Source organism: Streptomyces sporangiiformans (assembly GCF_005768555.2).
GTDB classification, from domain to species: domain Bacteria; phylum Actinomycetota; class Actinomycetes; order Streptomycetales; family Streptomycetaceae; genus Streptomyces; species Streptomyces sporangiiformans.
Genome location: NZ_VCHX02000047.1, coordinates 39,567 through 63,984, shown reverse-complemented (window position 1 = coordinate 63,984; position 24,418 = coordinate 39,567). Strand labels below are relative to the sequence as shown.

The following is a 24,418-nucleotide window of genomic DNA, read 5'->3' as shown; positions in this document are numbered from 1 at the left end:
CACGTGACCCATCGGTCGTTCGGGCTGGCCTCGATCGTCTGAGACATCGAGTCCCGAAGGACGCCACCGGTGAAGTGCCGGCATCGATTCTCGCCGAATGCAAGAAGGGGCCCGACGGCAGGGATGGCGCCGGCAGGAGGCTTCCTGACGCTGCCGGGGGCATGGAGCAGCGCTTCGAACTTGGAATCTGGAAACCGAACGGTTTACGATGCTTGGAACCGACCGGTTTCATTGGCCGGAGCCCCGGCAGGTCGTTGCACCCACCTCTGATTCCGCGTCGGGCGGCCGTGCGTGCCGAGGTTGAACGTTTCGAGGGCCGCCGGCCTGCAATGAAGCTGTCCGGTCTCCTCTCGATATGACTGTGTTGTCCGAGACCGGAGTAAGTCATGAGTGGCAATCACCCGTTCCGTGTCCTGCGTGCCAAACCTCTGTGGGTCGGCAACGGCGTCATCACGGGCGTGCTCGCGCTGCTGTTCACCGTGTTCTACGTCGGTGCCAACATCGATCCGGTCGATCACATGGAGAAACTGCCCGTCGGCCTGGTCAACGCCGACGAGGGAGCCGTTGTCGGCGGCGAGCAGGTCAACCTGGGGACACAGATCGCCGAGTCGATCAGGAAGTCCACCGCGAGCGGGGACAAGATCGACTGGAAGGTGATGGACGAGAAGGGGGTGAAGGAGGAGCTCGGCGAGGGCAAGCTGTACGGCGCGCTCGTTGTCCCCTCCGACTTCACCTCCGCCGCCGTCGCCCTGACCGGCACCGCGACCACCGAGACCCCGGCACGCCCGACGCTGACGGTACTGACCAATCAGTCCGCCGGCAGCGTGGGCTCCAGCCTGGCCCGGACGGCGACGACACAGGCGGCCGAAAGCGCCTCGCTTCAGGTGGGCAAGGAGCTCACGGCTCAGAGCGGGACAGGGCAGGCGAAGCCGCCCGTCGCGGCGCGCGTGCTGCTGGCCGATCCGGCCACCGTCACAGTCAAGGACGGCCATCGGCTCGCCTCGCACAGCGGTCTGGGACTGACGGCGTTCTACTACGCGCTCGTCCTCGTGGTCTGCGGCATGCTTTCCGCCAATGTCATCAGCGGGCAGGTGGATCACGCCCTCGGTTACACCCACAGCGACATGGGTCCGCTGCGCCGCCATCGCCCGCTGGTCCGGGCGACCCGGGTGCAGACGCTCGCCATCAGCAGCACTCTCATGATCGGCTTGTCCCTGCTGATGGGAACCCTGGTCATGGTGGGTGCGGTCGGCATCATGGGCATGGCCGCCGCCCATCTGCCACTGCTGTGGCTGTTCTCGGTGTGTGCCATCGCGGTCTGCGGGATCGGTGCGCTCAGCCTCCTCGCTGTCTTCGGCACGCCCGGCATGCTGGTGGTCACGCTGGTCTTCATCGGCATGGCGGTGCCGACGGCCGGCGCCACCACTCCCATCGAGGCGCTGCCCGGCTTCTACCGCTTCCTGGCGGAGTTCGAGCCGCTGCGGCAGCTCACCGGCGGTCTCCGCTCGATCCTCTACTACGACGCCCAGGCCGACGCGGGCCTGACCCGGGGCTGGGCCATGATGGCCGCCGGCCTCGCACTGGCCGCACTCTTCGGCTTCGGCGTGACGGGCTGGTACGACCGCAAGGGGCTGCACCGCATTCCCGCCGAGACGAAGCCCAAGAAGACCGCTGCCCCGGCGTAGCGGAACGCGGCTCACTCAGGACGGGGCCATTACCCGAAGTGGGGCCCNCGCCGAGACGAAGCCCAAGAAGACCGCTGCCCCGGCGTAGCGGAACGCGGCTCACTCAGGACGGGGCCATTACCCGAAGTGGGGCCCACGCGTGTCGCCCCACGGGGAGGGGAGTTGCGTACAGCGTGACGGCTCGGCGACGGCCTCTCCCCCAAGGCCGTCGCCGAGCCTCTGAGTGGCCTTCAGGCGTCCGCACGGCGCCGGACATCTCCCCCGACACCCCCTGGAAACCGATCGGTTTCTATTTCGTCCGATTCGAGTTAACCTCGCCGTATGACCACCGAAGTGAAGCCAAGCCCCAGAGAGCGGCTGCTGGAGGCGGCGGCCACGCTCACCTACCGAGACGGTGTCGGCATCGGCGTCGAGGCGCTGTGCAAGGCGGCGGGGGTGTCGAAGCGCTCCATGTACCAGCTGTTCGAGAGCAAGGACGAACTGCTGGCGGCGAGCCTGAAGGAGCGTTCCGCTGCCTTCGTGGCGAGCCTCCTGCCCCCGGCGGACGATGGCCGCTCAGCCCGCGAGCGGATCCTGCACGTCTTCGAGCAGGTGCAGTCGCAGGCGGGTGCGCCCGAGTTCCGAGGCTGCCGGTACCTGGCTGTGCAGATCGAGCTGAAGGATCAGACCCACCCTGCGAGCCGGGTGGCCCACCAGATCAAAGCGAACCTGACGGCCTTTTTCCGTTCCGAGGCCGAACAGGGTGGCGCGAGCGATCCCGACCTGCTGGCCCGGCAGCTCATCCTGGTCTTCGACGGCGCCAGCGCCCGCGCGGGAATCCAGGCCGACGACTTGACCGGGCTCATCGCACCCACTGTGGCCGCCCTGCTCGACGCGGCAGACATGCGCTGACGCGCCACGTCTTCGAGCAGGCCCGGCGACCGGAGCGCTCTTCCGGGTTGATGCCCGTCTCCGGCAGCCGGAGCAGCGCCCACGGCTTCACGCCCCTGCTTCCCGACCGTCGAAGGAAAGCCCGATGGCCGTAAGGGTGTTGCCGAGCATGCCGCAGGCAAAGAAGCTTGTGGTCTCGTGGACGTCGGCACCCAGCGACAGATGCACGGCTTCCCCGTCAGGAGCGTTCCGGGGCGCGCCGAGGTCAGCCGCGCGTACGCGTCCAGCATGACCCGAAGGGCCTGCTCGCCGCCCTCTGCGCCGTCGGCCGCGCGCTCGAAAGCCAGGCGGGCCACGATCTGCGGCGGCGCCCACACCGCCAGCGCCCCTCCCCGCATCGAGCACGCACACGATCGTCGCCGTGGGCGACCGCGACCGCGGGGTGGTGGTACGGCGCACCGCCCCTCAAGTCACTCCGCTGAACTCCGGCTGACGTCCAGCCAGGCCACGTCGATCACTGTCGGCGGCCTCGCGGCTTCACCGGCCTGCGCCGGGCGAGTACGGACTCCGCCGATGGATACGAGGCCGGCCCCCAAAGCCTGAGCTCCGGCCGATTCCACCTCGACACCGCGCGCCGCAGTCATCCGGTACTCAACCCGACTTGCAAGATGAAACCGATCGGTTTACGGTGATGAAAACCGATCGGTTTCATCTTCGTGGAGGTAGTCATGACAGCGATCAAGGGCGCCAATGTCTTCGTCACCGGAGGCAGCCGTGGTATCGGCAAGGTGCTGGTCGAGGAGCTCTACGCACGCGGTGCCGGCAAGGTCTACGCCACGGCCCGTGACCCGCGCACGGTGACCCACCCCGGTGCCGTTCCGCTGGCGCTCGAGGCCACTGACCCGGCATCCGTGGCAGCCGCCGCCGAGCAGGCCCAGGACGTCACCATCCTGATCAACAACGCCGGGGCCTCCGTCCGCGCTTCGTACCTCGACTCCCCGATGGAGGACGTGCGCCGGGATCTGGAGACCAACTTCTACGGGCCGCTGCTGGTCACCCGGGCCCTCGTGCCGATCATCGAGCGCAACGGCGGGGGCCACATCCTCAACGCCCATTCCGCCCTGTCCTGGCTGGCCGACGGCACGCCCTACGGCGCCTCCAAGGCCGCCCTGTGGTCGCAGACCAACTCTCTGCGCCTGGAGCTGCAGCCGCGCGGCATCGCGGTGACCGGGCTCCACATGGCCTACGTGGACACCGACATGACCTCGGGCGTCGACGCACCCAAGGCCGACCCCCGCGACATCGCCGTGGCCGCACTCGACGGCATCGAGGCAGGTGCGCACGAGGTGCTGGCCGACGACACCACCCGCTGGGTCAAGTCCCAGCTGTCAGCCGACCTGGAAGCCATGTACGCCCAGCTGGCGAAGTAGTAGCACGCACCTACGCCGGCGAGCATGCGTTCACCGGAGCCTTCAACTGGTACCGGAACATCGAGCGCAACAACGAACTGCTCGCTGCGTTCCGGGGGCGCGGGATCGACGTCCCCGCGCTGTACGTGGTGGGAGACCGTGACATGGTCACCTCGTTGCGCGGCCCGGACGAGGGCAGATCGCTGAGCGAGATTCTCCGAGGCGCGGGCGGGGCGGGCAACCCACTGAGCGCTGTCCCGCAACTGCATGACGTGGTGGTGCTTCCGGGCTGTGGCATTGGACGCAGCAGGAGCGTCCCGCGGAGACCAACGCCGCACTCCTGGACTTCCTCGCCCACTTCGACGGCCCTTCGCCCCGATGACACTGCGCAGAATCCGCCTGGCCGGCACGGTTCGGCGGGAGGAGGGCCCAAGGCCCGCGTAAAGGCGGCCATCGAGCTCAACGGCTTCGCCGTCATCGACCGCTTCCGGCGGGCATGGTCACCTCCGCGAATGCGACCGAGACCCTGGCCTGCCACCACGCCGAGCGACGGCATAGACAGCCCAGGCGACCGAGACGGCCAAAACGATCGCCGGCCACATCCTGTGGCTTTCCGTACAGCTGACTCACCCCGACCAGCCAGAGGATTCATCGATGTCAGAGCGCAATCCCATCCTGATCACCGGAGCCGCAGGCCATATCGGCGGTGTGAGCCGAACGATCGTCGACATGCTTCTGGAACAAGGGCACCCGGTGCGCGCGTTCGTGAGGCAGGACGACGACCGCGCGCAGGCGCTCCGCCGGGCCGGGGCCGAGGTCTTCGTCGGTGACCTGCTCACCATCGCTGACGTGACAGCCGCGCTGAAGGGATGCCGACGCGTCTACTTCAGCATGAGCCTGTCGCCGTACTACACCGACGCCGTCAGCCTGATGGCCGCGGCGGCGCGGGCCCAGGGTGACATCGAGGTCTTCGTCAACATGTCCGAGTTCGAGCAGTCGTTCATGACGTTCGAGAAGATGACCGCACCAGAGGAGGAACGGCGTTCGTGGCTCGGCGGACTCGTCACGGACTGGTCGCCGCAGCAGCGCGCCCACTGGGTCGCCGAGCGGGTGCTGGAGTGGTCCGGCCTCCCGACCGTCAACGTACGGGCTGCCATGTTCGTCGAGAACCCCCTGATGACCTGGCTGGCACTGGGCCCGCTGAGCAACGGTGAACTGCGCCTGCCCTTCGGCACCCACCAGCTCGCACCCATCGCGGGTTATGACGTGGCCGAGGCGTGCGCGAAGATCCTGGCCGACCCGGCGCCGCACATCTCGAAGTCCTACGAACTCAACGGTCCAGAGCTGAAGGACATGCACGGGTTCGCGGAGGACTTCGGGGCCGTGCTGGGACACCAGGTCACCTACGTTCCCGAAGAGGTCGAAACCTGGAACGAGACCTACGTGGACGCTGCCCTGGCCGAGTTTCCGCACACCGCGGAGCACCTGAAGACCCTGACCCGGCTGATCGGCGGCGGCGGGTACCGCGGCGTCACCGACCAGTTGGAGACGCTGCTCGGGCGCCCGCCGAAGACCGCGCGGTGGGCTCTGGAGAACCATCCGCGCATCCAGAAGCTGGCGACTGGCTGAGTCGCCGAGCGGTCCAGGGAGGAAGCCGGTCTTCCACTCCACCGCTACCCGCTGGAGGAGACGGCGAGTGCCCAGTGCGCGGTGCAAAGCAACGCCGTGAGCAAGGTGCTCGTGCGGAGTGGCTGTGGCCGACTGATCACATGCTGGTGCCACGGCTGGCACACGCTGCTGCACGACTGTAATCAACTGCGGTCATGAGCGAGGAGACGAGCGGTGATGGTGCCGGGATCTGTGGACGAACAACCTTCACACTGGCGGTTGGAACGCGTCGACTTGGGAGAAGTACCCTACGCTGCGGCGCAGGCGGACATGGCCCGCTGGGTTGAGGAGCGCAAACAGGGCCTCGCCGCCAACCGGCTCTTCCTGCTCACGCACCCTGCGGTGATCTCCTACACCGCCCGGACTCCGAACGATCAACTGCCCGACGCGGCCTCGCCCATCGCCCTGGTGCGGACAGACCGCGGCGGACATGCCACCTACCACGGTCCCGGCCAGCTCATCGGCTACCTCGTGCTCAACGTGCGCGAGCTCGGTGCCCGTGGACTGATCCGCCGTGTCGAGCAGGCGCTGATCGACGCACTGGACAGCCTCGGTTTTCCAGCGGTCCGCCGTGAGACGCCGCCGGGGTCGGAGAGCCTGGTGGGCGTGTGGACCCCCGACCACCGCAAACTCGCCTCGATCGGCATGCGTATCAGCGGGAGCGTTTCCAGCCACGGCTTCGCCCTCAACATCGACCCCGACCTGAGCGTCTACACCACCTTCACCGCCTGTGCCCTGCCCGGCGTCCGGATGACCTCCCTGGCCGAACTCGCCGCCGAACGCGGCCTGCCGACCCCTACCCATACCGAGGTGCGCGACACGGTCGCACGAGCAGTCACTGCACACCTGACATCACGTTAGAAAACAGGAAAGGATGCCCGATGGCCAGAAGGAACAAGCTCGACGACCATCCCACCGTCGTCAAAGTCCGCCAACGGCGCGACCGCGGCTCCACCCGGCCCGCCGAGCCGCTGGATGCGGCATGGCTGCGCAAGCTATGTCTCGACGCGGGTGCGGACGACGTTGGCTTCGTCGAGATCGACCGGCCGGAAATCGCCGACCAGCGAGCGGACCTGAACGCCGCGCTGCCGGGTGTCCGAATGTTGATCAGCTTCGTGGTCCGAATGAACCGGGAGAGCATCCGCACTCCGGCACGCTCGGTGGCCAACCTGGAATTCCATCACACCGGTGACCACACCGACGAGGTGGGCCGGCAAGTGGTGGCTGAGCTGGAGGCGATGGGTGTGCGCGCCCTCAACCCCGCAATGGGTTTTCCGATGGAGATGGACAAGTTCCCCAGGAAAACATGGGTCGTCTCGCACAAGCCGGTCGCCGTGGCGGCCGGCCTCGGCAAGATGGGCATTCACCGCAACGTCATCCACCCGAAATTCGGCAACTTCATCCTGCTGGGCACCATTCTGATCGACGCCGAGATCAGCGACCCCTCTCAGCCCATCGAGTTCAATCCCTGCCTGGAATGCAAGTTGTGCGTGACCGCCTGCCCGACCGGGGCGATCGCCTCCGACGGTCACTTCAACTTCTCCGCCTGCTACACGCACAACTACCGCGAGTTCATGGGTGGCTTCGGCGACTGGGCCGAACAGGTCGCTGAAAGCAGCGACGCCGACGACTACCGCTCACGGGTGAGCGACGCCGAGAGCGCGTCGATGTGGCAAAGCCTCTCCTTCGGCGCCAACTACAAGGCCGCCTACTGCATGTCGGTCTGCCCGGCCGGCGAGGACGTCATCGGCCCCTGGCTGGACGATCGCAAGGCACATCTGACCCAGGTCGTGCGCCCACTGCTGGACAAGGAAGAGTCCGTCTACGTCGTCCCGGGTTCCGACGCCGAGCAGCACGTGGCCGACCGATTCCCGAACAAGCGCACGAAGCATGTAGCGATGAGCTTGCGCGCGAACAGCATCGACGGCCTGGTGGAAGGCCTGCCGCTGATCTTTCAGCGCGAACAGGCCAAGGACATGTCCGCCACCTACCATTTCACCTTCACCGGCGACGAGTCTCGGCAGATCACCGTGACCATCCGCGACCGCGAACTCGATGTCGCCGACGGACATCACGGTGAGCCGGATCTCAGGATCACCGCCGACACGCGCACCTGGCTTCGTTTCCTCAGCAAGCCGTCAATGTTGGCGTGGGCACTGGTGCGTCGCCAAATCAAGCTGCAGGGCTCCCCCCGACTGCTGCGCGAATTCGGCCGCTGCTTCCCGTCCTGATCGGCCAGAAAAGAACGCAGCACCGAATCATCACTGTAGGAAATGGAAGGCAGATCATGAGCACTCTCAGCACCGAAGTCGAACTCGACCTCGTGTTGGAACGCAAGGAAACAATGGCCGAAGGTGTCGTGCTGCTGACGTTGCGCGACCCGGGAGGCCGTCCACTGCCAAAATGGCAGCCGGGAGCCCACATCGATCTGGTACTGCGAGCCGACTTGGTCCGGCAGTATTCACTGTGCGGGGACCCGGGGGATCGGTCCCGTTTTCAGGTCGCGGTGCTGCGTGAACCGGAAAGCCGAGGCGGGTCGAGCTACGTGCACGACGTGCTCACGGAAGGTGAGTCGATATGCATCCGCGGGCCACGCAACCACTTTCCGCTCGTGAAGGCCAAAAACTACCTGTTCATCGCAGGCGGAATCGGGATCACCCCCATCCTGCCCATGGTGGCAGCCGTCAACGCGACCCGCGCCGACTGGCGCCTCGTCTACGGGGGCCGCACCCGAGCTTCGATGGCATTCGGTGAGACTTTGCAGCGGGCCTACGGAGAGCGGGTGAGCCTGCGGCCGCAGGATGAATACGGGCTGCTGGACCTGCCTTCGCTGCTCGGCAAGCCGCAACGGAAGACAGCTGTCTACAGCTGCGGTCCGGAACCGCTGCTTGCGGCGGTCGAGGCCGGCTGCAAGAAGTGGCCGAGCGGATCTCTGCACCTGGAGCGCTTCGCCCCGAAGAAGGACGCCACCGCCCGGCCACAGAACAGCTTCGAGGTCGAGCTGACCCAGTCCGGCAGGACGCTGCTGGTCTCTGAGGACATGTCCATTCTTGAGGCCGTCGCAGATGCCGGTGTGCCGGTGATGACGTCGTGCGAGGAGGGAATCTGCGGAACCTGCGAGACGAAGGTGTTGTCCGGGGAGATCGACCACCGCGACTCGGTGCTGGACGACCAGGAGCGCGCCGCAGGCGACACCATGATGATCTGCGTCTCCCGAGCCAAAGGCGACCGCCTGGTCCTCGACCTCTGACCCCCTGTAGAACCACTCCGGATGCTGCGTCAGCTACCCCGTCCGATCGTTGCAGGCCGCTAGGCCAGGGCGTCAGGCCCTTGGGTGGCTGTCGCCACCGGAGGGCAGGGAGTTCGCCAACCGCCGTGGCCGAAGGGGGCATTGGCACTCACCGGCCACGGGAATCCCTTGAGTCGCTTTCCGCACGGCGCTCACCCTGATCACTGGCCTCCGGTCACCAGGCCGGGAGCCTTGTCAGCGTTCAGGGGAGGACGCCCACTCATGCGAAGACTCCACGCCCTCTGGGCTGTGGCAGGAGCGGCCGGACTACTCGCGGGGGCTATCACGCCCGCGGCGGCCGGTCCCGGATCCCCGGCCACCGGTCCGGACGCCACGCTCGTGCAGACCGGCGACAAGAACCCGCGGAGCGCCGTCAAGACCGGCGGCGCCGGCACGCAGACCGTCACCCTCATCACCGGCGACACCGTGTCGCTCACCGCGGGCCCGGACGGCAAGTCCGCCGTCGACGTCCGCCGCGGAAAGGGCCGTGAGGCCGCCACCTTCCTGTCGAGCGAACGCGACGGCGAGATCAGCGTCTTACCGGCGGACGCGGTCCCGCTGCTGCGGGCGGGCCGCCTCGACCCGGCCCTGTTCAACATCACCCAGCTGGTGAAGCAGGGCTACACCGACGCCAAGACCGGCTCCACCCCGCTCATCGCGACGTACACGAAGGGCAGCGCGACCCCCGACGGCACACGCCGGACCCTCGCACTGCCGGGGATCGACGGCGCCGCGCTGAGCGCCAGGAAGTCGACCGCCTTCTGGGCGGACATCGCCCCCGCGCTCGGCACCGAGCCCACCACGAAGGCCGCGCGGCAACTCGGCGAGGGCATCGAGAAGGTCTGGCTGGACGCCAAGGTGAAGGTGTCCCTGGAGGCGAGCGTGCCGCAGATCGGCGCGCCCGAGGTGTGGGAGTCGGGCTACGACGGCAAGGGCGTCAAGGTCGCCGTCCTGGACACCGGCGTGGACACCGGGCACCCGGATCTCGCCGGGAGGATCGCCGGGACGAAGAGCTTCGTGCCCGAGCAGGCGGTGCGGGACGGTCACGGTCACGGCACTCATGTGGCGTCCACCGTCGTCGGCTCGGGCGCGGCCTCGGAGGGCAAGCGCAAGGGTGTGGCGCCGGGTGCGGAGCTGCTGGTCGGCAAGGTGCTGGCCGACGACGGCCGCGGTCAGACCTCCTGGATCCTCGAAGGCATGCAGTGGGCGGCGAACTCCGGCGCGAAGATCGTGTCGATGTCGCTGGGCGGTGCCGCGTCGGGTCCATCCGATGTGCTGAGCGAGACCGTGGACGAGCTGTCCGCGTCCACGGACGCCCTCTTCGTGATCGCAGCCGGCAACACCGGCCCGTCGGAGCAGAGCATCGGCACTCCGGGCATCGCGGACTCCGCGCTGACGGTGGGCGCGGTCGACAAGTCCGACCAACTGGCCTCGTTCTCCAGCCGCGGCCCGCGCCTCGGTGACTCCGCGGTCAAGCCGGAGATCACAGCGCCGGGCGTGGGCATCACCTCGGCCCGTGCCTCCGGGACCAGCATGGGCACGCCGGTCGACGCCAACTACACGTCGGCGAACGGTACTTCGATGGCGACCCCGCATGTCGCAGGTGCGGCGGCGCTGGTCGCGCAGGCCCATCCGGACTGGACGGGACAGCAGATCAAGCAGGCCCTGGCGACCACCGCGAAGACGAACACCGTCAACTCCGTGTTCGAGCAGGGCGACGGCCGGGTCGACGCCGTACGAGCGGTCCGGCAGGGCGTGTTCGCGACCCCGACCCTGAGCTTCGGGACGTACGAGGACGACGACACCGAGGTCGCCACCAAGGACATCACGTACACCAACACCACTGACAAGTCGGTGGAGTTGAAGGTCTCGTCGAGCCTCGCAGACGTCGCGCCCGGCGCCGGGACGGTGACCGTGCCCGCGAAGGGCACCGCCACGGTCCCGGTCAGTGTGGACCCGTCGAAGCCTGCCCAGGGCCGGTACGCGGGGCACATCACGGCGAGCGCGGACGGCGTCCTGGTCACCACGGGCGTCGGCTTCGAGAAGGCACCGAAGACGTACGACCTCAAGGTCTCGCTCGTGGGCCGGGACGGCAAGGCTTCCACCGCGGCGGCGATCTACACGCTGCAGGAGCTGAACGGCGCGTACCCCGACGAGTACGGGTTCATAGGTGATACCTGGACCTGGCAGGTTCCGGCCGGTACGTACTCCATGGCGACCTGGATCCCGGACCGGGACGCGGGCGGCGTGGCCGTCGGCACCTCCGTGGTCGGCAATCCGGAGATCAAGGTCGACAAGGACACCGAGATCGTCCTCGACGCCCGCAAGGCGGTGGAGATCAAGCCGAAGACGAGGCAGGACTCCGAGTTCCAGGGCTTCAGCACCAACTGGCACCGCGAGGGGCCGGGCAGCGCCTGGGGGCTGACCTACAGCCAGGGCTTCTGGACGGACCACATCTATGTGGCACCCACCCAGAAGGTCACCGAGGGAACCCTGGAGTTTTCCGCCAAATTCCGTCTGTACGCGAAGGAGTTGACGGCGAGCGTCACCAGCCCGGAGAAGTCCGAGCTGTCGTCGCTCTACTACGCGCAGACGTACAACGGCTTCCCGCTGAAGATCACCGGTGACCGCACCGTGCAGGCGGTGGACGCGAACGGCGGTACCGCGGCCGACTTCGAGGGGCTGGACGTCAAGGGCAAGGTGGCTGTGGTCGGGCTCGGCGCCACGGAGGTGGCGGACGAGGCGCTGGCCAACGCGACGAAGGCAGGTGCGGGTTACGTCATCGCGTACCGCAAGAAGCCCGGCTTCTGGATCGCCGCGGTGGACCGTGCGACGACCACACCGCTGATGATCGCCACCGGTGAGGAGGGCGCCAGGCTCACCGACCTGCTGAAGAGCGGCAAGAAGGTCAGGCTGAAGCTGGGCGGCACACCGGTCAGTCCGTACGTCTACAACCTGCTCGTCGCCCAGAGCGGCTCCATCACCCAGAACCAGACGTACCGCATGGACAGCTCCAACACGGCGAAGAGGAAGGCCCGTTACTACGGGGCCAAGGCCGGTGAGATCGGCGCGGACGCCCTGTACACGTTCCGCCCCTGGCAGCTCTTCGGCATCGAGAACAGCAACTACATGGAGCTCGGCACGGAACGCACCGAGTACTACTACGTCGACCCCGACACCCGTACCCGCCACACGGTCTATCCGAACTGGCAGGCGTCGAGGGGCCAGTGGAGTCCCCTGCGGACCTACAGCAAGGCGACCACGGAGCCCGCGGAGAACTGGCTGCGCCAGGTCGTCCGCCCGGCGACCAGCGAGGAGTACGGCCTCTCCGAGCGCACCGGAGACAAACTCACCCTCCAGGTAGCGGAGGTGAGCGACGCCACGCCGGGCCACTACGGATACATCGACGGCACCCAGGACACCGCGAAGGGCAAGCTGTACGCGGATGGCCGGCTGGTCGGCAACTCCGTCCTCGGCGGCTACGGCACGTTCGACGTGGCGCCGGACAAGGCCTCGTACCGCTTCGAGCTGGACGTACAGCGCCGGGCACCCTGGGCGGCGTACTCCACGAGCACCCACACCGAATGGTCCTTCGCCTCGGCGCACACCGAGGCCGAGACGGCGCTGCCACTGCTCACCGTCGGCATCGCCCCGAAGGGCCTCGACCTCCTCAACCGTGCTGACCGCCGACAGGATTCGGTGGTCGACCTCACCGTCGGGAATCAGCTCGGGAGCATCCGGGCGAGCAGCCTCAAGGCCTGGGTCTCCTACGACGACGGCACGTCCTGGAAGGAGGTGAAGGCCAAGCACGGCGAGGCGAAGTTCAGGCCCGCGAAGGGCGCGGAGTCCGTGTCGCTGCGCGTGCGGGCCACCGACCAGGACGGCAACAGCATCGACCAGACCGTACTGCGGGCCTTCGGCCTGAAGTAACCCCCGCCCCAGACCGTTGCCACGTCCTTAACAAAGATCCTCTAACGTGCCGGGCCATGGTGAACACGGCATACGACACGGCAAGACAGACCCCTGCCGCGAGCCCCTGGGCCGCGGTGGGGGTCTCCGCCTTCGACGAGCTGGTGTACCGGACGATCCTTCATCAGCCCGACGCGGGCGCGGCCGGCTGGGCGCTACTGACCGGCGCCGCCCCGGCCCGGGTCCGCGATTCCTGCAACCGGCTGCTCGCACTCGGTCTGCTGCAACCGCCCGACTCCATGGGCGGGTTACGGGCGGTGGACCCACGGGTGGGGATCCGCGCACTGATCCGGCGGCGCGAGACGGAGTCCGAACTGCTCGCCGCCACCGCCGAGGAGATGGCCACCGCGTACGAGGCCGGGCTGCTGCGCGAGGAACCGTCCCGGCTCGTCGAGGTCGTCTCCGGCGAGGGTGCCAACGCGGCGCGCCTGGAGGAGCTGTACGCGCACGCCGAGCACGAGGTGTGCCTCTTCGACTCTCCTCCCTATCTCGCCCCGCGCACCCCCCAGTTGGACCTCCAGGCGGATCTGCTCAGCCGCGGGATCGTCTATCGCGCGATCTACGCGGCTACCGCACTGGAGGATCCGGACGTCCTCCTCCATGCCTGGAGGATGGTCGAACTCGGCGAGCAGGCACGGGTGTTGCCCTCGGTACCGGTCAAGTTGCTGGTGGTCGACGGACGTCGGGCGATGCTCCCGCTGACCGCCTCCGCGGCGGGCGGCTACTGCTCCGCGGTCGTACGGCACTCCGCGGTGACCGAGGCCCTGCAGAAGCTCTTCGAGCTGGCCTGGCAGCAGGCGACTCCACTCGGCCAGGCGCCCGGCGACGGTGAACTCTCCGAGGGCGAGCGGACGTTGACCCGGCTGCTGGCGGCCGGCATGAAGGACGAGGCGGTCGCCCGCCATCTGGGAGTGAGCCTCAGAACTCTGCGGCGCCGGGTGAGCGAACTCCAGGAACGGCTGGGCGCGGCGAGCCGGTTCCAGCTGGGGGTACGGGCGGCACAGCGCGGCTGGGTGTGAGCGGACACCGGTGAGCACGGCGAAGGGCCGCACCCCTCGCTATGGAGGAGCGCGGCCCCGACCGCCTTACCCGACCGCTTACTTCTGGATCAGGTTGCGCAGCACGTACTGCATGATGCCGCCGTTGCGGTAGTAGTCCGCCTCACCCGGGGTGTCGATGCGGACGACCGCGTCGAATTCGACACCCGTGTCCGTGGTGACCTTGACCGTGCGCGGGGTGCGGCCCTCGTTCAGCTCGGTCACGCCGGTGAAGGAGAAGGTCTCCTCGCCGGTCAGGCCGAGGGACTCGGCGGAGGCGCCCTCCGGGAACTGGAGCGGCAGGACGCCCATGCCGATGAGGTTCGAGCGGTGGATGCGCTCGTACGACTCGGCGATGACGGCCTTGACGCCCAGGAGCGCGGTGCCCTTGGCGGCCCAGTCGCGGGACGAGCCGGAGCCGTACTCCTTGCCGGCCAGGACGACCAGCGGGATGCCCTGCTCGATGTAGTTGCGCGAGGCGTCGTAGATGAAGGAGACCGGGGCGCCGTCCTGCGTGAAGTCACGCGTGTAGCCGCCCTCGGTGCCCGGCGCGATCTGGTTGCGCAGGCGGATGTTGGCGAACGTACCGCGGATCATGACCTCGTGGTTGCCGCGGCGCGAGCCGTAGCTGTTGAAGTCGCGGCGCTCGACACCGTGCTCGGTGAGGTACTTGCCCGCCGGGGTGTCGGCCTTGATCGCGCCGGCCGGGGAGATGTGGTCGGTGGTGACCGAGTCGCCCAGCTTGGCCAGGACGCGGGCACCGGAGAAGTCGGTGACCGGAGCCGGCTCGTGCGCCATGCCCTCGAAGTACGGGGGCTTGCGGACGTACGTGGACTGCGGGTCCCACTCGAAGGTGTTGCCGGTCGGGATCGGCAGCGCCTGCCACTGGGCGTCACCCGCGAAGACGTCGGAGTAGGACTTGTTGAACATGTCCTCGCCGATGGCGTTCGCGACGACGTCGTTGACCTCGGCCTCGGTCGGCCAGATGTCCTTCAGGTAGACCGGGTTGCCGTCCTGGTCGGTGCCCAGGGCCGCCTTGGTGATGTCCACCTTCATGGAGCCCGCGATGGCGTACGCGACGACCAGCGGCGGGGAGGCCAGGTAGTTCATCTTGACGTCGGGGTTGATGCGCCCCTCGAAGTTGCGGTTGCCGGAGAGTACCGACGTGACCGCCAGGTCGTGCTCGTTGACCGCCTTCGAGACCTCCTCGGGCAGCGGGCCCGAGTTGCCGATGCAGGTGGTGCAGCCGTAACCGACCAGGTTGAAGCCGACCTTGTCGAGGTAGGGGGTCAGCCCCGCCTTGTCGAAGTAGTCGGTGACGACCTTGGAGCCGGGCGCCAGCGTCGTCTTGACCCAGGGCTTGCGGGTCAGGCCCTTCTCGACCGCCTTCTTGGCCACAAGCGCGGCGGCGACCATCACATAGGGGTTCGAGGTGTTGGTGCAGGAGGTGATGGCCGCGACGGTCACGGCGCCGTGGTCGATCTCGTAGGTCGAGCCGTCGGGGGCGGTGACGGTGGTGGGGCGGCTCGGGGCGCCGTTGGGCGCGACGGCCGGGGCGTCGGAGGCCGGGAAGGACTCCTGGCCCGCCTCGTCCACGGTGTCGACGTAGTTGCGGACGTCCGTCTTGAACTGCTCCGCGGCGTTCGCGAGGACGATGCGGTCCTGCGGACGCTTCGGGCCGGCGATCGACGGGACGACCGTCGACAGGTCCAGCTCCAGCTTCTCGGAGAAGTCGGGCTCGGCGGCCGGGTCGAGCCAGAGGCCCTGCTCCTTGGCGTACGCCTCGACGAGCGCCAGCTGCTGCTCCGAACGGCCGGTCAGCTTCAGGTACTTGATGGTCTCGGCGTCGATCGGGAAGATCGCGGCGGTCGAGCCGAACTCCGGCGACATGTTGCCGATGGTGGCGCGGTTCGCGAGGGAGGTGGCGGCGACGCCCTCGCCGTAGAACTCGACGAACTTGCCGACGACACCGTGCTTGCGGAGCATCTCAGTGATGGTCAGCACGAGGTCGGTGGCGGTGGTGCCGGGCTTGAGCTCACCGGTCAGCTTGAAGCCGACGACGCGCGGGATGAGCATCGAGACGGGCTGACCGAGCATCGCGGCCTCGGCCTCGATACCGCCGACGCCCCAGCCGAGGACGCCGAGGCCGTTGACCATGGTGGTGTGCGAGTCGGTGCCGACCAGGGTGTCGGGGTAGGCCTGGCCGTTACGGACCATGACCGTACGGGCCAGGTGCTCGATGTTCACCTGGTGGACGATGCCGGTGCCGGGCGGGACGACCTTGAACTCGTCGAACGCGGTCTGGCCCCAGCGCAGGAACTGGTAACGCTCCCTGTTGCGGCCGTACTCCAGCTCCACGTTCTGCGAGAAGGCTTCGTGGGTGCCGAACTTGTCGGCGATGACGGAGTGGTCGATGACCAGCTCGGCCGGGGCGAGGGGGTTGATCTTCGCCGGGTCGCCGCCGAGCTCCTTGACGGCCTCACGCATGGTCGCGAGGTCCACGACACAGGGCACGCCGGTGAAGTCCTGCATGATCACGCGGGCGGGCGTGAACTGGATTTCCTGGCTCGGCTGGGCCTGCGAGTCCCAGCCGCCCAGCGCCCGGATGTGGTCGGCGGTGATGTTCGCGCCGTCCTCGGTACGGAGCAGGTTCTCCAGCAGCACCTTCAAGCTGTACGGAAGGCGAGCCGAGCCTTCCACCTTGTCCAGCCGGAAGATCTCGTACGACTCGTCGCCCACGCTCAGCGTGGCGCGGGCGTCGAAGCTGTTCGCCGACACGACAGTCTCCTTCATTCATGTGCGCGTACCACCGCATCCTGCCGCCACGTCGGTTGGCCGATCAGCTAAGGTAAGGCTAAGTTAGGTAACCCTTACCGGTCTGGCGGCTGAGGTACGTCTCGGCAGATATCTCGATGTCGAGATAACTCTAGTACATGACCGCCGCCCGGTCATGCCCGGAGGTCGGTGTCCGATGTCATCCAGTCGAGGCGTTTGGCAGCGAACCCAGTCGTTCCGGCTTCCTTGCCAGCGAACCTAGTCGTACGAGGTGACCTGCTGGGGGTACTGGGTGGCCGTACCGGTCGGGGCGGATCTTGCGGGACCGTACGTCGAACTGTCGTACGTGGATGCTGTACGCGAGTCTCGGCGGCGTCCGCTGCGGGACTGCACGGCGGCGCGGTTCGAGGACGTGCCTGCGGTGCGGCCCTTTCGCTGGTCGCGTGGTGAGCGTCACTTCCCGGGCTGGTACTGGGCGGCGACGACCGGGCGGCATGTCGGTTTCGAGTCGTGGCTGGAGCGGGACCGCCTGGTGCTGATGGACTTCGATCCCAGGGTGGTGGGGATCGCCTCGCAGCCGTTCTGGCTGCACTGGCACGACGGCGAGCGCGAGCGTCGCCACGCGCCGGACTACTTCGTGCGCCGTGCGGACGGCTCGGCACGCGTTTCCAGCATCTGATCGACCCGCTGATCGCATCCGGACTCAACACACGAGAGATTTGGTGCGAGCTCATGGACACGCACAACATGTCCATCTCCTACGGCACCTTGAACGGCTACATGTGCAAGAAGCGCAAAGAAGATCGCCGACGCGAAGCCCGAAATGCCAGAATCACCACAGCTCGGTCTCGCTAGATGATCAATTCCAAGGGATGCCTGCGGAGGGCGTGGGGTGGGCGGCGGCCGAAGCCACCGCGAGACGGTCAGGCGGCGGGCTGTCGGCCCTGGTTGTCGAGGTGGCAGCGGGCGGTCAGGCGTCAGGGTCGACTTCGGGGTGCGTGAACCGCACGGGCTTGCCCAGCGACCGGGCGTAGGCGATTTCGGCTCGTGTGCTGTCTCCGATGTAGTCGCCGACTACGAGCACCTCATCCGCGAGCCGGATCTTCGCCCGGTGCAGATCGTCGAGTCGAACCTTCAGCGCCTCGGCCTCGACAGGCTCGGACCAAAGTGGGTGCGGCGACTTCATCTCACAGCCCGGTTTGACGACAATCTTTCCGGCTTTGGTCTCCCGCAGATCGGCCTCGTTCATCTCGGTCATGAAGCGGGTGGAACCGCAGATCACGACGATACGCGGGAGGCTCAACAGCTTCTTCGCGTCGGCGAGCTTCTCCTCGGGGGTGAGCAGTTGGCGGGTATGACACTGGTTCCTCCTGGTGGTGTGGTCCAAGGGGGCGGTTGGAGGGCGAAAGAGGATCGGATACTCGTGGTCTGTCACTGTGGGTAATGGCTTCCAGGGTCTTCCCAGCCCTCTTGCCAGTGAACACTTCTCGCAGTCGACCATGGGCAGCATGTACTGCTGGGCCTCGGGGTACTGGTCTCGGGTCGTTGATCGGGTGCGTACAACTCGGCGAGGCGGCGGGGCCGACGAGCTCGTGTGCGTACGGGTCCGCGAAGGTCTGCCCCATGGACTCGAGGTCGTCGAAGTACAGTTCGGTCACGGAATCGCGGCGCAGCGTCACCTGGTAACCGACGTCCCCGAGCGCTCCGTAGGCGCCGTTGAGGACGTGGTTCTGGACGTACTTGCGCACGTCAGCTTGTTGGCGACTGCTATCCCGCCGTGCACGTTCTCGATGTAGTCGGCGTCCTCGTTGTGCGTCATAGCGGGGCGCCGCCGTACGGCGGCCACCGACTTGATCAGGCGAGGGTTCCTTTCAGGGCCTGGGTGAGGAGCGAGCGGAGGGCTTTTTCGGTGACCGGTCGTGGGTTGGCATAGGGCTGGGCCTGTGCCTGGGCGGTGATCTCGTCGAAGTCGCGCTCCGTGAGGCCGAGTTCGGCCAGTGAGCGTGGAGCGCCGAGTTCGGCGGATGCCCGCGCGAGGTGCTTCGGCACGTCGTCCGTGGCCAAGGCGCGGTTCAGGGCCTGCTCGGCGGCTGGTGCGGCGGGGAGGTTGAAGGCGGCGACGTACGGGAGCAAAACGGTATGGGTAGCGGCGTGGGGCAGGTCGAAGGTGCCGCCGAGGATGTGGCACAGCTTGTGGTGCAGGGACATGGTCGTGGCTCCCAGGCAGGCTCCGCACAGCCACGCCCCGCGCAGCGCGTTGGTGCGGGCCCGCATGTCGCCGGGGTCGGCGGCGATGACCGGCAGGGACACGGCCAGTGAGCGCACCCCTTCCTCGGCCATCAGGGACACGATCGGCGAGGCGTCGGGCGCGTACAGGGCCTCGACGGCGTGAGCGATGGCGTTGAAGCCGCTGGTCACCGACACGTCCACGGGGAGGCCGACGGTGAGTTCGGGGTCGTAGACCACGCTGCGAGGCAGGACGGCCCCGTCGCGGCCGGTGCGCTTGCGCCCGTCGTCGGTGAGTCCCCACACGGTGGTCATCTCCGAGCCGGCGTAGGTGGTGGGCACGCTGATCACGGGCAGGCCGGACGTCAGGGCGATCGCCTTGCCCAGGCCGACGGTGGAGCCGCCGCCGATGGCCAGGCAGCCGTCCGCGCGGGCCTCGCGGGCGGCCGCGCGGGCCGCTTCGGCGACTTCGACCGGCACGTGCATCCTGGCTTCGGTGAACAGCCCGACGCATGCGTCGCCCAGCAGGGTGGCCGCGCGCTCGGCGAGGGCGCGCTGGCCGGGGGTGGACAGCACCAGCAGCCGCCGCAGGCCCAACCGCTCGGCTTCCTCGGCCAGTTGGCGCAGACTGCCGGGGCCGAAGACCACCCGCATGGGCAGAGCCTCGTAGGTGAAGGTCATCGCGTCGCCTTCTCCTCCAGGGCGAGCACGATGTCGAACCTGGCCTGGCTGAAGGGCGCGGTCACGCCGAAGCGCTCGGCGTCCTGCTCGTCGTGGGACTCGGTGAAGTCGGTGATCAGGCCCCGCTTGACCGCGAAGACGGCGTCCGAGTCGACGTAGGGGCCACGAACGCGTGCGTGGTGACCGGCCGGTGACGCTCGGCGCCGGCGATGAAGTGGATGTGGGCGGGCCGGTAGGGGTGCCTGCCGGTGGCTTCGAGGAGGCGGCCTACGGGACCGTCGGTGGGGATCGGGTAGTGGGAAGGGACGACGGTGCGGAACCAGTAGCGGCCGTGCTCGTCCGTGCGGAAGAGGCCGCGCCCGTTGCCCGGAGGCTGCACGTCGGGCTGCTGCACGTCGTAGAAACCATCCTCAGAGCACTGCCACACGTCGAGTTCGGCGCCCTGCAGCGGGGATCCGTCGGCGGCGAGCACTCGGCCGGAGACCACGCAGGGACGGCCGGTGCCGAGGAGGTCGATGGAGTCGCCGAGTTCGCGGCGGGGGGATTCGGTCATGTGGAAGGGGCCGAGGACGGTGCTCTCGGTTCCCTCCTCGGCCCCGTTGATCGTCTCGACGAGCATGGAGACACCCAGGATGTCGGAGAGCAGGACGAACTCCTGGCGGGTGTCGTCGCACTTCTGGCCGACGGCGGTGAGGAAACCGATCGCGGCCTCCCACTCCTGGATCGTGGGTTCGATGTCCCGTACGAAGTCGTGGAGGTGGCGGGTCAGGCTCTCCATGACCTGCCGCAGCCGCTGGTCCTTGGTTGCCCGGAAGCTCTCCACCACCGCGTCGGTGGCGGACTCGACGGTGAAGTCCATGGATGCTCCTAGCTGCTGCGGCCGGCGCCGACAAGGTGGTCGCTGAACCAGTCCCCGGTGAACGCGTCGCGTTCGGCCGCGTGGTTGTAGAGGGTGTGCTCGCCGTCGGGCCAGATGCGGACGGCCGCGGCGGCGGGGTCGGCGGCGCGCAGGAAGGGCTCCTGGTCCTCGTAGCGGGCCAAGGGGTCCTGGCCGCCGTGCAGCAGGAGCAGGGGGCAGGTGATGCGGTGCTTGTCCGGGTCGAAGCGCAGGGCGTCCATGACCTCGGTCACCCGGTCCGGGTCGTCGTTGCCGACCACGGCTGCCATCTGTTCGCGGGCGGTGCGGTATTCGGGAACCGTGGGCGCGGCCGGGGCTCCGTTGACCACCACCGCGCCGACGCGCGGGTCGGAGGCGGCCAGGTGGGCGGCGAACAGGCCGCCGAAGCTGACGCCCTGCACTCCGATCGCACCGCCGAGGCGGCTGTCGGCCCCGACCAGGTCGAGAAAGCGGGCGAAGCCGTCGGTGACGTGCTCGTCGACGTACAGTCCGTGGCGCAGCCGTGACTCGCCCTGGCCGGGGCCTTCCGCGAGCAGGCAGGCCAGGCCGCGTGCCGTATAGGCGTCGGCGACGGGCAGGTACGCGGCGCCCCAGCCGCTGAGCCCGCCCCAGACGATGACGGTGGCTTGGGCCTTGCCGGTCGGCGGCAGGCAGAGCCAGCCGCCGAGCCGTCCGTCGCGGTGCGGGATCTCCACGCGCTCCACGGCGGGTGCGAGAGCGGCGGTCGCGGCGGTGTGCCGGGCGTACAACTCCCGTTTCTCCGCGGTGTCGCTCTGGTGCGCCATCTGCGCGAACATCCAGGCCGCGGAGGCGTATCGGTACGCCTGCCGGGCGGTCGTACGGTGCCCCGACTCTTCCGCCACCCGTGCCCGTTCCAGCTGCGTCTGTGCGATGGCCGCGGCGGCGTCCTGCCACGGTGTCCCGGCCGTGGTGTCGGCGAGCAGCCGTCGGGCGTCGGCGGGGTCCATGCCGCAGTCGGTGAGCCGGGTGAAGGGCATGGCCCGGTGCTGGGCGGCGACCAGCGGCGGCAGAGAAGCCGTCCCGGGGACCGGGGCCGTCATGCGACCGCCTTGGCCGTGCCGGACAGTGCGTCGTCCAGGTCGTCCACGAGCGCGCCGAGGTCCGTGGTGTCGGCTGCCGTACCGAACAGCACGAAGTCGGGGCGTGCCAGGTAGGCGACCGCGCCGAGCAGTTGGAGGTACTCCCGGTGCCGTCCGTCGAGGTCGTCGACCGTGTCGAGGGCGACCACGGCGCAGCCCAGGCGCTCCAGCCGGGCGAGCCGCTCCGGCCCGAGGGCGGTGGTGGCATCCTCGGCGGTGACGAGGGTGAAGCCGTATCCGGTCAGGTCGTCGAGGCGTCCGGGGCTTCCGTCGGGCAGACGGATGCGGCCCTGTGGGGTGAGGGTGCCGGCCGGCGTGCCGGCTCCCTTGCGCAGCACTCCGCCGCTCAGCGGCGGGAACGGGGGCGGCGGGGGTACTTTGCCGGCGAAGAAGGCCGCGTCCCGGGCAGCCGCGGCCTCGGTGTCGTGCGTGTTGGCGACCTTGCCGAGGCCGATCGCCGCGTGGGTGAGGGCGGTGACGTGCGGGCGGCGCTCGCTCTCGTAGGTGTCCAGGAGCGCGTCGGGCGCCAGGCCGCCGAGGACGAGGTGGAGTTTCCAGGCGGGGTTGGTGGCGTCACGGATGCCGCTGCACGCGCCCTGGCCGAGGTACGGGGGCATGGTGTGGGCGGCGTCGCCGGTCAGGAAGACCCTGCCGGTGCGCCAGCGGGTGGCGATGCGGGCCTCGAAGCCGTAGACCAGCTGCCGGGTGATCCGCACGTCGTCCGGGCCCAGGTCGTGGTACTCCCGCAGCAGCCGCCAGGCGGTTTCCGGGGCGGTCATCTCCTCCCGGGACTCGCCCGGCAGCACGGCGAACTCGAAGCGCTGGCGGGTTGTGCCGATGTTGATGGTCATGTGCCCGCGCGCGGGATCGCAGTACTGGGTGCCGTAGGCGAACTCCGGTGGCTGTGGGCGCAGCCACTCGGTGTCGATGTTGACCCAACTCTCGTTGAACCCGAGATCCTCGCGCTCCACGCCGAGCAGGTCCCGCACCCCACTGCGGCTGCCGTCGGCGGCGATCACATAGCGGGCCCGGACCTCGTCACGCGGACCATCCGCACAGCTTGTCTCGGCGTTCCAGCCGCACAGGCGCAGGGTGACGCCGTCGTCGTCCTGGTCGAGTCCGGTGACCGCCCAGCCCTGGCGGACGTCGACCGTGCCGTAACCGCGCAACCGCTTGTCGATCGCCTGCTCCACGTCCGGCTGGTACATGGAGATGTGGTCCGGGTATCCCATCGGGCCGTCGGGGGTCGCAGGGATGCGCACCAGCGTCTCGCCCTTGCCGTTGACCCACAGGTACTCGCACGGGGACGAGTCCCGCAGCGCCTCGTCGACATCGCCGGCCGCCTGGACGGTCCGGGCGGTCTCGTCGTCGATGTGGGTGAGCCGGGGCAGCCCGTACAGAGCCGGCCAGCGTTCGCAGACCACCACCCGGTGGCCGAGCCGGCCGAGCAGGGACGCCGCGGTGAGTCCGGTCGGACCGTAGCCGACGACGGCGATGTCATAGAGCGGAGCCATGAAACACCTCCAGGAACAGCCCCGCGCCGTTGCGAGGGGTCGTGGTGGGAACGAGAGGGGTGCGGCTCGACCGTGCGGTGCACGCCGCAGCTTCGTGTGAATTCGCAGCTCCATGTGAATTCGGATTCACACTTTGAGTGAAGTGAGATTCACACGACGGCAACATGGACGTCAAGGGCCCGGTCGATAAGCTGCGCAGATGACCGAGTCCCACACCCGCAGGCCTGCCGCCCTCCGGGAAGGCAGTCGCCGTTCGCAACAGGACCTCACTCAGGCCGGGTACGCGCTGCTCGAAGAGGGCGGAGCGGACGCGCTGACCGTGGCCGCGGTCGCCGAGCGGGCCGGCATGGCGGTCGGCAGCATCTACCGCCGGTTCGGCGACAAGGAAGGACTCCTGCTGGCCATCCAGCACGCCTTCACCGAAAACCTCCAGGCCGAGATCACGCAGCGCGTGTCCATGGAGCGGTTGCGCCTCCTGCGCGATCCGGCCGTGGCGATCGCAGAGGCGGTCGGCGCCATCACCGACGCCTTCCACGCACACGAGGGCCTGCTCCGTGTCTTCCTGCTGCTCGGCACCCGGCACGAAGCGGTACGGGTCGAGGGCTCGCGCGTCAGCGTCGAGGGCAACCGCAATTTCGCCGAGGCTCTGCGTCACATCCCCGTCGCGCACCCGGATCCCGCGGCCGCGCTGGACTTCGCCTTCCGTCTGGTCTACGCCACGATCGCGCACCGCGTCACCCAGGGCGAGTTCCTCGAATCCGACCGCCCACTGCCCTGGAACGAGCTGCGCAGTCACCTCCAGACCGCCGTCATCTCCTACCTCCTCGGCACCCCGGACGGCCACTGACCTCCTGGCTCGCCGTTGCGCACCAGTGCTCGCACAGGGCTTGACGCGGCACGAGTGGTTGTGAGCTCATGCTCACCACAAGTGTGAGTGTTGACTCACACAGGTTCGCTCTCTTCGCTTCCCACACCCTCGTGCCGACGGCTCAGGCCCTCTCCCACGTCCGGAGCTCCGTCGTGGCCCGAGCAACTCGAAGGAGAGTTGTCGATGCATGCGACATCGCCTCTACCCACCTCCGACGTCGGCCTGTTCGCCGACGACGTCCTGCACGACCCGTACCCCGCGCCGCTGGGCGAGCTCCGGGAAGTCGGCCCCTCGGTACGGCTGACCACATACGACGCCTGGGGCCTTCCCCGCTACGACCACGTCCGCGCGGCTCCGGCCGACCAGCTCGACAACGTCATCCGGGGCATGGCTTCGCTGCCCGTCAGAGTACGCACGGAAGGCCAGTGA

At 68.4% G+C, this 24,418-nt stretch carries 16 protein-coding genes and 3 pseudogenes; 12 read left to right on the top strand and 7 right to left on the bottom strand.

Annotation, left to right across the window (positions count from 1 at the left end):
- Positions 1-386 precede the first annotated feature (386 nt).
- The 9 genes from FGD71_RS04145 to FGD71_RS04095 all read left to right on the top strand — a co-directional run bounded on the left by FGD71_RS04145 (position 387) and on the right by FGD71_RS04095 (position 13,909).
- A complete protein-coding gene (locus FGD71_RS04145; protein WP_119098998.1) occupies positions 387-1,685 on the top strand; it encodes an SNG1 family protein in 1,299 nt (432 codons plus the stop codon).
- 321 nt (positions 1,686-2,006) lie between these two features.
- Positions 2,007-2,576: a TetR/AcrR family transcriptional regulator gene (locus FGD71_RS04140; RefSeq protein ID WP_119098997.1), complete on the top strand. Its 570-nt coding sequence runs from the start codon at positions 2,007-2,009 to the stop codon at positions 2,574-2,576.
- 707 nt (positions 2,577-3,283) lie between these two features.
- Entirely contained in the window at positions 3,284-3,985 is a 702-nt protein-coding gene (locus FGD71_RS04135) for an SDR family oxidoreductase (protein ID WP_119098996.1), read from the top strand.
- Positions 3,986-4,618: 633 nt separating this feature from the next.
- Positions 4,619-5,593: an NmrA family NAD(P)-binding protein gene (locus FGD71_RS04125; RefSeq protein ID WP_181359115.1), complete on the top strand. Its 975-nt coding sequence runs from the start codon at positions 4,619-4,621 to the stop codon at positions 5,591-5,593.
- A gap of 273 nt (positions 5,594-5,866) precedes the next feature.
- Positions 5,867-6,493, top strand: a complete 627-nt coding sequence (lipB, locus tag FGD71_RS04115) for a lipoyl(octanoyl) transferase LipB (RefSeq protein ID WP_244951194.1) — start codon at positions 5,867-5,869, stop codon at positions 6,491-6,493.
- Positions 6,494-6,513: 20 nt separating this feature from the next.
- Positions 6,514-7,863, top strand: coding sequence for an SCP2 sterol-binding domain-containing protein (locus FGD71_RS04110; protein ID WP_119098994.1), 1,350 nt, complete (start codon positions 6,514-6,516; stop codon positions 7,861-7,863).
- Positions 7,864-7,919: 56 nt separating this feature from the next.
- Positions 7,920-8,882, top strand: a complete 963-nt coding sequence (locus FGD71_RS04105) for a PDR/VanB family oxidoreductase (RefSeq protein ID WP_119098993.1) — start codon at positions 7,920-7,922, stop codon at positions 8,880-8,882.
- Between the two features lie 261 nt (positions 8,883-9,143).
- Entirely contained in the window at positions 9,144-12,851 is a 3,708-nt protein-coding gene (locus FGD71_RS04100) for a S8 family peptidase (protein ID WP_119098992.1), read from the top strand.
- A gap of 56 nt (positions 12,852-12,907) precedes the next feature.
- Entirely contained in the window at positions 12,908-13,909 is a 1,002-nt protein-coding gene (locus FGD71_RS04095; RefSeq protein WP_119098991.1) for a helix-turn-helix transcriptional regulator, read from the top strand.
- A gap of 78 nt (positions 13,910-13,987) precedes the next feature.
- Here the strand turns inward: FGD71_RS04095 and acnA are convergent, their stop codons facing one another.
- A complete protein-coding gene (gene acnA / locus FGD71_RS04090; RefSeq protein WP_119098990.1) occupies positions 13,988-16,705 on the bottom strand; it encodes an aconitate hydratase AcnA in 2,718 nt (905 codons plus the stop codon).
- A gap of 289 nt (positions 16,706-16,994) precedes the next feature.
- Between acnA and FGD71_RS04085 the strand changes: the two are divergent.
- Positions 16,995-17,378: pseudogene (locus FGD71_RS04085) on the top strand (TnsA-like heteromeric transposase endonuclease subunit); the annotation flags it as partial.
- Between the two features lie 294 nt (positions 17,379-17,672).
- Here FGD71_RS04085 and FGD71_RS04080 read toward each other — a convergent pair.
- The 6 genes and pseudogenes from FGD71_RS04080 to mhpA form a co-directional block, all read right to left on the bottom strand.
- Positions 17,673-18,008, bottom strand: coding sequence for a hypothetical protein (locus FGD71_RS04080; protein WP_420878235.1), 336 nt, complete (start codon positions 18,006-18,008; stop codon positions 17,673-17,675).
- A pseudogene (locus FGD71_RS50050) lies at positions 17,890-18,483 on the bottom strand (EthD domain-containing protein); the annotation flags it as partial. The gene FGD71_RS04080 and the pseudogene FGD71_RS50050, both read right to left, overlap by 119 nt.
- Positions 18,484-18,556: 73 nt before the next feature.
- Positions 18,557-19,609: a maleylacetate reductase gene (locus tag FGD71_RS04070; RefSeq protein WP_119098989.1), complete on the bottom strand. Its 1,053-nt coding sequence runs from the start codon at positions 19,607-19,609 to the stop codon at positions 18,557-18,559.
- Positions 19,606-20,468, bottom strand: a pseudogene (locus tag FGD71_RS04065) (dioxygenase family protein). The gene FGD71_RS04070 and the pseudogene FGD71_RS04065 overlap by 4 nt, the downstream one beginning before the upstream one ends.
- A gap of 8 nt (positions 20,469-20,476) precedes the next feature.
- Positions 20,477-21,568, bottom strand: coding sequence for an alpha/beta hydrolase family protein (locus tag FGD71_RS04060; protein WP_119098988.1), 1,092 nt, complete (start codon positions 21,566-21,568; stop codon positions 20,477-20,479).
- Complete coding sequence (mhpA, locus tag FGD71_RS04055; protein WP_119098987.1) at positions 21,565-23,121, bottom strand: bifunctional 3-(3-hydroxy-phenyl)propionate/3-hydroxycinnamic acid hydroxylase MhpA; 1,557 nt, start codon at positions 23,119-23,121, stop codon at positions 21,565-21,567. Before mhpA ends, FGD71_RS04060 begins: the two co-directional genes overlap by 4 nt.
- Before the next feature lie 199 nt (positions 23,122-23,320).
- Between mhpA and FGD71_RS04050 the strand changes: the two genes are divergently transcribed.
- Positions 23,321-23,968: a TetR/AcrR family transcriptional regulator gene (locus FGD71_RS04050; RefSeq protein WP_119098986.1), complete on the top strand. Its 648-nt coding sequence runs from the start codon at positions 23,321-23,323 to the stop codon at positions 23,966-23,968.
- 204 nt (positions 23,969-24,172) lie between these two features.
- Positions 24,173-24,418 (top strand): hypothetical protein, encoded by a 246-nt coding sequence (locus FGD71_RS04045; RefSeq protein ID WP_240436382.1) that lies wholly within the window; start codon positions 24,173-24,175, stop codon positions 24,416-24,418.